The organism is Capnocytophaga stomatis, from assembly GCF_002302635.1.
Classification (GTDB): Bacteria; Bacteroidota; Bacteroidia; order Flavobacteriales; family Flavobacteriaceae; genus Capnocytophaga; species Capnocytophaga stomatis.
Genome location: NZ_CP022387.1, coordinates 2,498,624 through 2,512,338, shown reverse-complemented (window position 1 = coordinate 2,512,338; position 13,715 = coordinate 2,498,624). Strand labels below are relative to the sequence as shown.

Below are 13,715 nucleotides of genomic sequence, written 5' to 3'. Positions count from 1 at the left end.
TCTCAGGCATTCTGATTTAGAATGTCTGCAAATACGTTTGTTAAAAAATTAATAACATAAAACACTGATAATAAATGAATAAGCATATTTTTATAGTCGGAATATTATTATTCCCTCTTTTACTTTTCTCCCAAAAATATACAACCGGAAAAGTTGTTGATGAAAACAAAGATCCCCTTTTGGGTGCGAATGTTTACTGGAAAGGAACCACTATTGGAGTTTCCACAGATGAAAATGGTAACTTTACCATAAAAAACACAGAACAAACAAACGCTCTTGTTTTCAGCTACATAGGATATAAATCCCAAACTATCAATATAAACTCAGAGTCGAATTTAACTATTCAACTACAACCAGAAAACAATCTGGAAGAAGTAGTTGTTGCACATAATCGGGCGGCTACGGTTCGTTCAAAATACCAAGTAGCTAATTTGCAGATAATGAGCAGTAAGGAATTATTAAAAGCGGCTTGTTGTAACCTTTCGGAAAGTTTTTCTACAAATCCGTCAATTGACGTAAATTTTTCTGATGCTGTTACAGGAAATAAGCAAATCAAAATGTTAGGTCTTACAAGTCCATATATTTTGATGGCTGAAGAAAATATTCCTACCATTCGAGGAGCTTCACAAGCCTACGGAATGATGTTTGTTCCCGGTACGTGGATTGAAAGTATCCAAATTACCAAAGGTGCGGGAAGTGTAATAAACGGGTATGAAAGTATCTCAGGACAAATCAATTATGAAATTTTAAAACCCGCCAATGACATTCCTTTTTTCCTTAATATATTCGGCTCGCAGGATAGTCGTATGGAAATTAATGCACATTTGAATCAAAAGTTTTCCGATAAGTTAAGTTCTACACTTTTCGCCCACGGAAATATTTTGAATACAAAAAATGACCATAATAAAGACGGGTTCATTGACCATCCGAAAGGTAATCAAATAAACTTATTAAATCGATGGCAATTCATTGATAGTGAGAAAGGTTGGGTTGGATTCTTGAATCTGAACTATATGAAAGACAACCGACAAGCAGGAGAAATGAAATTTAATCCGGCAACAGATAAATTTTCTAAAAATGCTTGGGGAAGTGAAATAAATTCCGAAAGAATTGGAATTGCTAATAAAGTAGGTTACGCTTTTCCTGATGAACCACACAAAAGCATCGGGTTGCAAAATGCTTTTCATTGGCACAAACAAAATTCATATTTCGGTATGAATCAATATGATATACACCAAAAAAGCTTCTATTCGAATTTAATTTACAATTCGATTATCAGCAATATGAAAAACAAATTTGCCACTGGTATTAATTTCGTGTATGATGATTTTAATGAATTAGTAACCAGCAATTTAAAAAATGATTTTTCACGTGTAGATAAATCCATAGGTGCTTTTTTTGAATACACGTATGATAATTTGGATAATTTCAGTTTAGTGGCAGGAATTCGTGCTGATAGCCATAATAACTTGGGGAATTTCATAACTCCACGTTTGCACTTACGTTACAATCCTTGGAAAGATGCCGTAATCAGGGCTTCTGCAGGAAGAGGAAAACGAGCAGCTAATATTTTTGCTGAAAATCAACAGTTTTTTGCTTCAAATAGAAAGATTTCAATACTCGGAAATGGCGGGAAATTATATGGTTTGAACCCTGAAATAGCTTGGAATTACGGTGGAAGTTTTTTGCAGTCATTCAAAATATTCAACAAAAATGCAGAATTTAGCATTGATGCATACAGAACTCATTTTGAAAATCAATCAGTTATAGATTTAGATAATTCTCCACAACAAGTTTTGTTTTATGATTTGCAAGGAGAAAGTTTTGCAAATTCTTTTCAGGCAGAATTTAGCATTTCACCTCTAAAAGGTTTGGATTTAAAAACTGCCTATAAATATTATGACGTTCAAACACAATATACAACCGGAAAATTAGAAAAAACATTGACGCCCAAACATCGTTTTTTTGCGAACGTAGCGTACGAAACTTTTGAAAAAAATCATACTCATTGGAAATTTGATTTCACATTCAATTGGCTTGGAAAACAGCGACTTCCGTCAACTAAAAGCAATCCGGAGCAGTATCGTTTAAGTGATTATACTCCTTCATTTGCTACGATGAATTTTCAAATTACGAGAGCTTTTTCTCATCAATTTGAAATATACGTTGGAGGAGAAAATATCGGAAATTACAAGCAAGAAAACGGAATTCTATCTGCTAATGACCCATTTGGCACATATTTTGACAGCACGATGCTGTATGCACCTACTTTCGGGCAAATGTACTATGCAGGATTGCGTTTTAAAATAAGAAATTGGAAAAATAATTCACATAAACACTAATAAAATGAAAAAACTTTTAATTTTTATGGCAATATTTTGTTCTGTGGGACTTATTGCCGCTCAGGAAAAACCTAACAAGAATAAAAAAGCTGAATTTGCTGTTGGAGGAAACTGCGAAATGTGCAAAAAACGTATCGAAAAAGCAGCTTATTCCGTAAAAGGCGTAAAAAGTGCCGTTTGGAATGTACAAAGCGGAAATATGCAAATCACTATTGATGAGCGTAAATGTTCTGTAAAAGATGTTCAAAAAGCCATTGCTAAAATAGGACACGATGCAGGAGAGGAACGTGCAGAAAATAAAACGTACGAGAATTTACACCACTGTTGCCTATATGATCGATTACCGGAACAAAAATAATGTTTTACTTATAACAGAAAAAAGCAAAAAATAAAGAAAAAACTCAAAAGACAAGAATCTCATTCTGAATCTTTTGAGTTTTTCTACGTTAAAAATATTCATAGAAACTTCTTTCTGATTTCAGGCTCTGGAATTGGACACTCGCTTTTTATTATTTTTTTACGATTTCTGGCAATAATGTCATAAAAAAAATCGGCAAGAAATGTGGGAAATATCCAAATTAAAAAACGAAAAAAGGGAAAAGTTTTACTTATTTTCAGGAAATAATACATAGCTTGTGATTTAAAAAAGAACCTCTCTCCCACCCTGACTATCACGGTTTTATCAATCATTTCTTGTAAGTTATTCTCTTTTATGATTTGTTTTCCTTTCTCGGAAGTGCTTGATACAAATCTGAAGAAATCTTTTTTGTCCGTTTTTGCTAAAAAATAAGCCACCCGATTGCAAAAAATACAATCTCCATCAAAAATAAGAATTGGATTATTCATAACGTAAAGCTTCAACCGGGTCTAATTTTGAGGCTTTTACAGCCGGATATAATCCTGAAATTATTGAAACCACAAGTGCGATTAAAATTGCTACAAAAATTACCATCCAAGGAATTGTAAACTCAAATTCAGCCATTTTTGATATAAAATAACCCAAACTTATTCCTAAAATAATTCCGGAAATAGCTCCCAATTGGGCGATAATTATCGTTTCGGTAAAAAATTGCATCGTAATCGCCTTTCTGTGAGCTCCTAAAGCTTTTCGTATTCCGATTTCTTTAGTTCGCTCAGTTACAGAAACTAACATAATATTTAAAAGTGCAATCGAAGAGCCCAAAATAGTTATTAACCCAATTACAAAACCTGCAATGGCAATTCCTCCCGTAATATTTGCAATGCGATGCAACAAATCATCACTACGCTCTATTCCAAAATTATTTTTATCTAAAGGTCTCAAACTTCGGATGTTACGCATTATCAGGATTGCATCATCCATAACCGCGTCTATCTTTCCTTGGTCACTCACTCGTACTTTTATCTGATAATTAGGTGTTTGGGTAAGAAAAGTAGAACGTGCAATTCCCAGCGGAAGAAACACTTGCAAATCTTCATAATTTCCAAAAGTAGAACCTTTTGATTTCAAAACACCAACAATTGTGAATTTATGCCCACGAACTGAAATTACCTTCCCGACAGGATTAACGTCCTTCAAAAGAGTTTTTTGAAAATCCGCCCCTATGATGCAAACGTTAGTACTATTTTGAATATCCAAAACATTGAAGTCCCGACCGGACTCAAGTTCTAATCCTGAATTAGTCACATAATTTTCATCAATACCAAGTATATTCACAAGTGGGTCGGTCTTCTGGTTTTCATATTTGACTTCCACTCCTGAGGCAGAAAAAACGGAAATACTTGTTTTGGCAAACGGATTATCCAATTCCTTTTTAAACGCCAACGCATCTTGGTAGGTAATCAACGGATTTATTTTCTCTTTGGTGCCATTTCCCTGAACCCGTTGTGTAAATTCATATCGTGAAATTGAAAATGTATTTGCTCCCATCTGTGAAAAATTTCCCTCAAGTGTATTACGTAGGGCAGTAATCACGCTTAAAATTCCAACCAAAGCAGTAATACCAATGGCTATAATCAAGACAGTCAGGATAGTACGCAACAACTGACTTTTGATTGAATCAATGGCAATTCTTATATTTTCTCGGATTACAACAAATCGGATTGGCATTTTGTGTGAGTTTTATTTTTCAAAAATAGAATAAAAATCCAAAATTAACTACAAAATTCCTTTGAAGAAAGAGAACAAGTACTTCGCTACGCCGTCTTCCTTGTGGTGGAATGTAAGCCCGTAAGCTATTTTTTTCACTTCTTCGCGAGCATTTGCAACGGCAATTCCGTAACCAACCCCTTGAATCATTTCCATATCATTGTAATTGTCGCCAAAAGCCATCGTTTCTTTCAAGCTATAATTGTATTTTTGATTCAAAAGCACATTAATTCCCGTCAATTTTGATACTTTTACATCTGCAACTTCAATGTATGTATCTTTAGCTCGGTAAATATGTAATTTTTCAGAGAAATTTTCATTCAAATGGGAAAACATTTGTTCAATTAAGGCTTGGTCGCCCATAAGCATCAATTTATGAGCTCCAATATTTTGCTTTTTCCACTCGGAAAGAACTTCTCTGTTTGACAGAATTTCAGGTTTTGCTTTCGTATTATTTTCCTCACGCATCGCCCAGAAATCATATTCCGGAGCATACCACAAATCATTGTGATACAAGCTTATATGAATTTTATTATTAAATTTCTGTTCGTTGTACGATACTATTTTTTCAATTAATTCAAGATTTATTTCTGTTGAATGCAAAACATTTCCTTCGTCTAAAACCAAAGCCCCATTATATGCTATAACTGGCAAATCAAGCGTATCCAACATTTTTTGTAAGTAACTCATTTGCTTAGGCATACGCGATGAAACCAATACAAAAGGAATTTTGTCCTTCACTCTTTTCACTTCTGAAATTGTCATCTCCGAAAGGGTTCTTTCTCCATTCAAAAGCGTTCCATCTACATCTGAAAAAATAATTTTACAATCCATTATCAATCTTAAATCTTTTTATAACAAAATAATCATCTAAAAATCAATCTATTCCCAAAACATCTATCATTGAAAATACACCTTTCTTATTCAAAATCCATTCAGCTGCCAAAACAGCTCCCAAAGCAAACCCTTCACGACTGTGAGCAGTGTGCTTAATTTCAATGGTATCTACCTGACTTTCATAAGTTATGATATGAGTACCAGGGACATTTTCGATACGTTTTGCCTCAATAGGTATTTCGGTTGCTTCCGCTTGCCCCAGTTTCCAAGCTGTTTTACCTGAATTTGCGATAATTCCCTCTGCCAAAGTAATTGCTGTGCCACTTGGAGCATCTAACTTCTGCGTATGGTGAATTTCCTCTATCGAAACTTCGTAATTTTTCAACGGAGCCATTAACTTAGCTAACTTCTTGTTTAGGGCAAAAAACACGTTTACCCCCACACTAAAATTGGAAGCATACAAAAATGCACTTTGATGTTTCTTGCAAATCTCCACTGCCTTATCATAATCTTTTAGCCAACCCGTAGTTCCCGCAATTACAGGAACTTGACTTTTAATACAACTTACAATATTATTAAAAGCACTGTCAGGAGTACTGAATTCAATTGCAACATCAGCAACAGAAATATCATAAGGCGTTTGTGAATCATCTACCTTCAAAACTATCTCGTGACCTCGTTCCGTTGCTATTTTTTCAATGGTTTTTCCCATTTTCCCATATCCGAGTAAGGCTATTTTCATCTGTGAATTATTTTTTGAAATTGAGCTACAAATATACATTACTTAGCTATAAAAATCAAAAAAAGAGGTTCTTTTTAAGAAAACCTCTTTTTGAAAAGTATATTTTAAATCTTAGAAGTGGAAAATTAAACCAAAATTGAATCCTATTGATGAATAAGGCGATTTATCCTGATTTGCCACGGATACTTCATCTTCTTGCAACAAAGTAGAAAGCCTAGTTACTAAAGGTTTAGCTTTTTCCACAAGTGCTTTATGCTCCGGAGATGGAGAACCTGATAATCTTTCCAACGTAGTATTCACATTTCCCAAAAATTCTTTTGATGAAACATTTTTACCTCCGAATGTTCCGCTAAAATTATCTAATTTCAACTTATTAGGAGCAACGCTTATATTTATGTACTCACCTTCAACAAAGAAAGAAAGTTTTTCAGTTAGTTTGAATTTGTATCCCAATCCTCCGATAAATCCAAAAGGCATTTTTCCGCTTGTTTTCGAAGTCACAGCTGCTTTTGCAGGCATAGAAAACGGAGTTAAATCTATATTTGTGTTAATTTCCGACGAACCGCCCACTTTTGTAACCCCTCCGGCACGCAAATAAATATTTTCAGTAACATTGAACACTGCCGATAGTGACGCTCCAAACACACTTGATTTAGAAAGTGACTCAGAAACAGGAGTTTTTGAAGTTTTAACCTCTCTTCCGTGCAAATACCCGATTGCCAATTCTGCTCCCCATCTCTTGTTAAAGAAGTATCCTCCCCTTAATTGCGTTTGGAAACCTGCTCCAAAACTTCCTTCCACATCCGATGAAACTCCGGTCAACGCTACCTCTTCTCCAACTTTCTTTTTGTGGGCTTCAAATCCGTAGCCTCCACTTACCGAAACATAAGTTTGCCCATAAACTGTTGCTCCAAAAATCGCGGCTACAGCCAATAAAAAATTTCTCTTCATTATTTAAATGTTTATACGTTTTTGCAAACGTATAAAAAAAAACAAAATCTCCAAACAGATTTCTTAAAAAATACTTAAAAGCTCACTAATTTTTTCGATAGGTCTACCAATAACAGCTTTATCTCCCACAATAACTATTGGTCTTTCAATAAGTTGAGGAAAATCAGCCATCGCTTGAATAATTTCCTCATCAGTTAAATTTTTATGCTTAAAGTTCTCTTTCCAAATAGTTTCATTTTTTCGAACCAAATCCAATGGAGAAATATCCAATTTTGATAAAATATCAATAATTTCTTCTTTTTTTGGCGGATTTTTCATATAATCCACAACTTCATATTCTTTTTTTGATTCTTTAAGTAAATCCAAACCGCAACGAGACTTTGAACATCTTGGATTATGATATATTTTTATCATTTTCATAATAATTTAAAATATTCTACGCATTAAACGCAATTTATGTGTATAATTCCTAATTTCGGAGTTAAAAATTCCTATATGATCTAATTTATCAATGCGGACTTTTCCGTAAGAATGAATGATTTGATTATTCCCTAACAAAATTCCAACGTGGATGATATTTCCTTCATCATCATCGAAAAAAGCCAAATCACCTGGGATTATTTCCTCAATGAAATTAACTAACTCTCCTTGCTTGGATTGCTTCTCCGGAGTTCGTAACAAATTGATTCCATTCAACTTATAAACCATTTGTACAAAACCCGACGCATCAATGCCAAAAGGCGTTCTGCCTCCCAAAAGATAAGGTGCATTCAAATACTCCAATGCTGTTGGAACAATTCCTGTATTAGACGGCTTTTGTGTGGATTGTGAAGTATTCAATAAATAATTATATGAAAAAGTGGCCCCTTTGGGAATGTGCAAAAATGAATTTTCTGCGTTTTTTAATCGCAATTTAGTAACTAAACGATGAGCGTATTTGTCTTTCTTTTTGAGAGCTTTACGATAATCTTTGTCCGAAATTTCCAAAAATTGGCTATTCAAAACCCATCCTTCTGTTCCATCAAAAATCATCCGAATAAAGCTCCATTTTTCTTGTTTTTCAACCACTTGTAACAAGTCTCCAAACAATAATTGAGTTGTCATCTCTGCAACATCAGAAGGCTCTAAACGAACAGGAACAACGCTCAAATGACATATTCCGTAAGGTGTGTATAATATTTTCATATTCATTATGTTGCAAAAATAAAAAATAAGGAACATAAATCAATATAATTCCTTATTTTTTATCTGAAATTTTTAAAAATCAGGCAATTCGTATCGTTTTTCGGAAAAAAATCACCTGCTTTCTGAATTTTTAGAATATTATCTGTTTTTAACGTGAAAAGCCACCAATCCGTCAATTGGTTTTCTCAACACAGTTCCCAATTTCAAATTATTTTGTGCAAGTACCTCTCCCAGAATATCTTGCAAATAGAAAGCGATACTTCCTACAAAATTAATTGGCACTTCGTATCTGGCTTCGTACTGAGAAATCCAATGATCTACAAATAATTGCATTCCATTTTTGATGATATTTCGGCAATACTCGTGATTTTTATTTTCAACGATAAATTTCGCGAATGTTGCTAAATAACTGTTCGGATTTGGCAATTTGTACAAATGATTTTTTATTACATCGGAATTCAAATCATATTGTTTTTCAAAGTTTTGAGCCAAATCTTTCGGCATTTTGTTAAAGAAATAATCAGTAATCAAACGTTTTCCGTAGAAATTTCCACTTGATTCATCCATAAGGATATATCCCAATGAATCCACCGCTTGAACCAATTTTTCTCCGTCCCAGTACGAGCAATTCGCTCCTGTTCCTAAAATACAAACAATTGCTTTACTTTCAGGATTTGTGGTGGCGTAAACCGCTGCAAATGTGTCTTCTTTAACATTTACTTTCGCATTTTTGAAAATAGATTTCAAGATACGCTCCATAAACGAACACATACGCTCAGTTCCGCAACCTGCTCCGTAGAAATAAAGCTCTGATACAATATCCTTATTTTCAGATAATTGATAATTTGTCGTAATTCGCTCAATTACAATTTCTTCTGTTAAAACTTCAGGATTTAACCCTAATGTTTGCGTCAAAAATATCTTCTCTCCTTTGCTGTTTAAGGCTGTCCAATCCGCTTTGGTAGCCCCGCTATCAATGATTAAAATCATAATTTGTTCGGTTTAAAAATCAAGAAGTTTGAAAGCCTGAAAGTTTTTTATGATATAACTTTCTAACTTTCAAACCTCTAAATACTTTAATGATTAAAAATATTACAAAGAAGCAACGTGTTCTGCCAAATCAACCAATTTGTTAGAATATCCAGCTTCGTTATCGTACCAAGAAACTACTTTGAAGAAAGTATCGCTCAATGCAATACCTGCTTTCTCATCATAGATTGAGGTATTTTTGCAACCTACAAAGTCTTGAGATACAACCAGTTCGTTAGTATATCCTAAAACTCCTTTTAGTTCACCTTCCGATGCTTTTTTCATAGCAGCGTTGATTTCAGCCAATGAAGTTGGTTTTTTAGTACGAACTGTCAAATCCACTACTGAAACGTCAGCCGTAGGTACACGGAATGCCATACCTGTTAATTTTCCGTTTAATTCAGGGATAACTTTTCCTACCGCTTTAGCAGCTCCTGTTGATGAAGGAATGATGTTGATAAGTGCTGAACGACCACCTCTCCAGTCTTTTTTAGAAGGACCGTCAACCGTTAATTGCGTTGCAGTTGTAGCGTGAACTGTTGTCATCAAAGCCTCTTCAATTCCGAAAGCATCGTTGATAACTTTTGCAATTGGTGCCAAACAGTTTGTAGTACAAGAAGCGTTCGATACGATATTGTCAGTTGGTTTTACTGATTTGTGGTTAACTCCCATTACGAACATTGGAGCATCAGCTGACGGAGCAGAAATAACTACTTTTTTAGCACCTGCATTGATGTGAGCTTGAGCTTTTTCCAATGTAGTGAAAATACCTGTACATTCAGCCACTACGGTCGCTCCGATTTCGTTCCATTTAAGGTTAGCTGGGTCTTTTTCAGCCGTAATGCGAACTACTTTTCCGTCAACAACCAAGTTGCCATCTTTTACCTCTACATTTCCTTTGAAAGTTCCGTGAACTGAGTCATATTTCAAAAGATAAGCGATGTATTCTACATCCTGAAGGTCATTGATTCCTACGATTTCTACGTTTGGTCTTTCATAAACCGCTCTAAATACAAGACGTCCGATACGTCCGAATCCGTTGATTCCAATTTTTAATGTTGACATAAACTATTTTTTTATTTGTTATTAAATTATTTTTTATTCAAGTTTTTATTATACAGAACTAAAAACAGAAACAAAAGCTATACGCTCATAATTTCTGCCACACGAACAAGTTCCATATCCAATTTGCTTCCACCTTTGATAGCTTTTTCAAGTGGAGTCAAGTCGATTTTGTCGTTGTTAATTCCCACCATAAAGTTTGATTTTCCTTCCAAAAGCGTTTCTACAGCTTTTACTCCCATACGGCTGGCAAGTACGCGGTCATAGCACGAAGGAGCTCCCCCACGTTGCATATGCCCCAAAATCGCTACACGGATATCGTATTCCGGATGCTTTTTCTCCACGTAATCTTTCAATTCAAAAATATTTTTTCCGGTTTTGTCACCTTCGGCAACCACAATGATATTGGAAGTTTTTCCTTTAGCGTGTCCTTCTTCAATATCTTGTAGCAATTCCTCAATGGGGGTGTCTTCCTCTGGAATTAAAATACGCTCGGCTCCTCCGCCAATTCCCGTATTTAAAGCGATGAATCCGGCATCACGCCCCATTACTTCGATGAAAAACATTCGGTTGTGAGAGCTTGCCGTATCACGGATTTTGTCAATTGCCTCTACAGCAGTATTTAACGCTGTATCATATCCTAACGTATGGCTTGTTCCGTAAATATCGTTATCAATAGTTCCGGGAATTCCCATTACCGGAAAGTTGTGTTCTTGGTTAAAAAGCAAAGCCCCTGTAAAAGAACCATCTCCGCCGATAACCACAAGGGCATCGACGTTGTGTTTTTTTAGATTTTCATAGGCTTTTTGGCGACCTTCTTTTGTACGGAAATCTTTTGAACGTGCTGATTTTAAGAAAGTTCCACCTTTATTGATAGTATCACGAACGCTTCGGGCGTTAAGTTCTACAAAATCGGCTTCAATCATTCCTTGATAACCACGATATACTCCTAAAACTGCTATATTATGATAAGCACACGTACGAACGACCGCACGAATGGCGGCATTCATCCCAGGAGCATCCCCTCCAGAGGTCAAAACTGCTATTTTCTTAATCTTTTTTTCTGACATTTATATACACATTATTTTTTTTGCGAGGTAAAATTACGATTTTTTTTTGAAATAGCCCTACTTTTTTTACTTTTTTAATCCGAATGAATATGACATCGCAGTAATTATAACATAATTAAGGAGTTAAGAATCTTATTAATTTATATTCTGGTTTCTTCTTCTCCAAAATAAAAAATACAGATTGCAAGAAATAGAAACTTTTTTATTATCAATAACTTATATTTACGAATTCATTTTAAAATATATTTTTATACGGAATTACTTTTCACTTTCATAAAAAAGTATTAATTTGGTCTGCTGAATTTTTAAATATTGTTCATAACCAATTAAAATAATTTAATATGCAAACAAACGATTCTTCAAAAAGTTTTATAGTTCCGTTGGCGTTCATCGGGCTGATGTTCTTCTCCATTGGGTTTGCTTTGGGGATTAATTCGTATCTAATTCCTGTTTTAAAAGGAACTTTAGATATTTCATCTGCAGGAAGTTATATGCTTTTGGCAGCTACTTTCATTCCATTTTTGATTTTCGGGTATCCGGCTTCAATGCTGATAAAAAAAATCGGGTATAAGAAAACAATGGCTTTCTCATTTTTGCTTTTTGCTATTGCTTTCGGGATTTTTGCTACGGCAACTAATTTTTACCTATTTTTAGTAGCTTCTTTTGTAAGTGGAGCTGCTAATGCCTATCTGCAAGCATCGGTGAACCCTTACACAACTATTTTAGGTCCTATTGAAAGTGCCGCAAAACGCATCAGTATAATGGGTATCTGTAACAAATTAGCTTGGCCTATCGCTCCGTTATTTTTAGCCTTCGTTATCGGGAAAAGCATTGAGGATGTAACTCCTGCCGACTTGCAATTACCTTTCTATATCATCGTTGGGGTATTCCTTTTGTTGGGTGTTGTTTCACTTATGGCTCCGCTTCCTGAGGTAAAAGCCGAAGGGGAAGACGAAGATTCTGCTGAAAGCACACTTACTGAAAGCAGCGGGAAGAATTCAATCACTGATTTTCCGTATTTACTTTTAGGGGTTTTGGCTTTATTCTTCTATGTGGGGGTTGAAACCATCTCATTGGCAACAATGGTGGATTATGCAAAAGATATTGAAGAAAACGGAGTGAAAATAGCTTCATTATTCGGGCTTGAAATCAAGAAGGTAGCCGCATTTATTCCTTCTATCGGACTTATCATCGGGTACATTTGCGGTGCTTTATTTATTCCGAAATATATTTCACAATCGGCGGCACTTAAAATTTGCTCTTTGATTGCTATTTTCGGTACAATAGCCGTTGGGTTTGCTCCGGCTGAATATTCAATCTACTTTATTTCATTTATGGCTTTGGGTTGCTCACTAATGTGGCCTGCTATCTGGCCTTTGGCAATGGACGGATTGGGTAAATTCACCAAAACGGGAGCTTCTCTTTTAACTATGGCGATTGCCGGTGGGGCTGTGCTTCCGCTTATTTTCGGGTGGCTGAAAGATAGCTACGGAATGCAAAATGCTTACTGGCTTTGCTTACCTTGTTTCGTGTTCATATTATATTATGGTATGGCAGGACACAAAGTTGGAAAAAAATAGTTCGAATTTTATATCTGCAAACGAAAAACCGATAACTTAAAGTTATCGGTTTTTTATTTTTTCCTACATATAACCAGCTTATATAGCCAATTTACTTTGAATTGTTGAATTTTAAAATCCTCCTTTGAAGGAGGTGTCCGAAGGACGGAGGATATTATATTAAAAGTAACATCCCCCTACCCCCTTTAAAAGGGGAATCGTAGCAGCAAATTATTTTAAATCAGTTGCATATTCAGTTTGGCAAAAAAGACAATCGAAAATAACTTCAATTATATCTAATTTACTTTGAATTGTTGAGTTTTAAAATCCTCCTTTGAAGAAGATACCCAAAGGACGGAGGATGTTTCTTAAGAGTTACATCCCCCTTGCCCCCTTAAAAGGGGGAATCGTAGCAGCAAATTATTTTAAATCAGTTGCATATTCAGTTTGGCAAAAAAGACAATCGAAAATAACTTCAATTATATCTAATTTACTTTGAATTGTTGAATTTTAAAATCCTCCTTTGAAGGAGGTGTCCGAAGGACGGAGGATGTTTCTTAAGAGTAACATCCCCCTTGCCTCCTTAAAAGGGGGAATTGTAGCAACAAATTATTTTAAATCAGTTGCATATTCAGTTTGACAAAAAAGACCATCGAAAATAACTTCAATTATATCTAATTTACTTTGAATTGTTGAGTTTTAAAACCCTCCTTTGAAGGAGGTGTCCGAAGGACGGAGGATGTTTCTTAAGAGTTACATCCCCCTACTCCCTTTAAAAGGGGAATTATAGCAACAAATTATTTTAAATTA

At 35.0% G+C, this 13,715-nt stretch carries 13 protein-coding genes; 3 read left to right on the top strand and 10 right to left on the bottom strand.

Annotation, left to right across the window (positions count from 1 at the left end; genetic code table 11):
- Positions 1 to 74: 74 nt before the first annotated feature.
- Both CGC58_RS11140 and CGC58_RS11135 read left to right on the top strand, forming a co-directional pair.
- The gene (locus CGC58_RS11140) at positions 75 to 2,342 is read left to right on the top strand and encodes a TonB-dependent receptor (RefSeq protein WP_095896772.1); all 2,268 of its coding nucleotides are present in this window, start codon (positions 75 to 77) and stop codon (positions 2,340 to 2,342) included.
- Positions 2,343 to 2,346: 4 nt separating this feature from the next.
- A complete protein-coding gene (locus CGC58_RS11135) occupies positions 2,347 to 2,700 on the top strand; it encodes a heavy-metal-associated domain-containing protein (RefSeq protein ID WP_095896771.1) in 354 nt (117 codons plus the stop codon).
- Positions 2,701 to 2,798: 98 nt separating this feature from the next.
- On the opposite strand, the gene CGC58_RS11130 is transcribed toward CGC58_RS11135, so the two are convergent.
- The 10 genes from CGC58_RS11130 to pfkA form a co-directional block, all read right to left on the bottom strand.
- Positions 2,799 to 3,188 carry a thiol-disulfide oxidoreductase DCC family protein gene (locus CGC58_RS11130; RefSeq protein WP_095896770.1) on the bottom strand — a complete coding sequence of 130 codons (390 nt, stop codon included), beginning with the start codon at positions 3,186 to 3,188 and terminating at the stop codon, positions 2,799 to 2,801.
- Positions 3,181 to 4,431, bottom strand: coding sequence for an ABC transporter permease (locus tag CGC58_RS11125; protein WP_095896769.1), 1,251 nt, complete (start codon positions 4,429 to 4,431; stop codon positions 3,181 to 3,183). The genes CGC58_RS11130 and CGC58_RS11125 overlap by 8 nt, the downstream gene beginning before the upstream one ends.
- A gap of 48 nt (positions 4,432 to 4,479) precedes the next feature.
- Positions 4,480 to 5,304 carry an HAD family hydrolase gene (locus CGC58_RS11120; protein ID WP_095896768.1) on the bottom strand — a complete coding sequence of 275 codons (825 nt, stop codon included), beginning with the start codon at positions 5,302 to 5,304 and terminating at the stop codon, positions 4,480 to 4,482.
- A 43-nt stretch (positions 5,305 to 5,347) separates the two neighbouring features.
- A complete protein-coding gene (gene dapB, locus CGC58_RS11115; protein ID WP_095896767.1) occupies positions 5,348 to 6,049 on the bottom strand; it encodes a 4-hydroxy-tetrahydrodipicolinate reductase in 702 nt (233 codons plus the stop codon).
- A 111-nt stretch (positions 6,050 to 6,160) separates the two neighbouring features.
- On the bottom strand, positions 6,161 to 7,000 hold the full coding sequence (locus CGC58_RS11110; RefSeq protein WP_095896766.1) for an outer membrane beta-barrel protein: 840 nt from the start codon (positions 6,998 to 7,000) through the stop codon (positions 6,161 to 6,163).
- Between the two features lie 63 nt (positions 7,001 to 7,063).
- Positions 7,064 to 7,414, bottom strand: a complete 351-nt coding sequence (arsC, locus tag CGC58_RS11105; RefSeq protein ID WP_095897218.1) for an arsenate reductase (glutaredoxin) — start codon at positions 7,412 to 7,414, stop codon at positions 7,064 to 7,066.
- A gap of 12 nt (positions 7,415 to 7,426) precedes the next feature.
- Positions 7,427 to 8,191: a C40 family peptidase gene (locus CGC58_RS11100; RefSeq protein ID WP_095896765.1), complete on the bottom strand. Its 765-nt coding sequence runs from the start codon at positions 8,189 to 8,191 to the stop codon at positions 7,427 to 7,429.
- A gap of 132 nt (positions 8,192 to 8,323) precedes the next feature.
- Entirely contained in the window at positions 8,324 to 9,175 is an 852-nt protein-coding gene (locus CGC58_RS11095; protein ID WP_095896764.1) for an N-acetylglucosamine kinase, read from the bottom strand.
- A gap of 102 nt (positions 9,176 to 9,277) precedes the next feature.
- Entirely contained in the window at positions 9,278 to 10,279 is a 1,002-nt protein-coding gene (gene gap / locus CGC58_RS11090) for a type I glyceraldehyde-3-phosphate dehydrogenase (protein WP_095896763.1), read from the bottom strand.
- Positions 10,280 to 10,356: 77 nt separating this feature from the next.
- Positions 10,357 to 11,346 (bottom strand): 6-phosphofructokinase, encoded by a 990-nt coding sequence (gene pfkA, locus CGC58_RS11085; protein WP_095896762.1) that lies wholly within the window; start codon positions 11,344 to 11,346, stop codon positions 10,357 to 10,359.
- Between the two features lie 341 nt (positions 11,347 to 11,687).
- Between pfkA and CGC58_RS11080 the strand changes: the two genes are divergently transcribed.
- Positions 11,688 to 12,926 carry an MFS transporter gene (locus CGC58_RS11080; protein WP_095896761.1) on the top strand — a complete coding sequence of 413 codons (1,239 nt, stop codon included), beginning with the start codon at positions 11,688 to 11,690 and terminating at the stop codon, positions 12,924 to 12,926.
- The last annotated feature ends 789 nt before the right edge of the window (positions 12,927 to 13,715 follow it).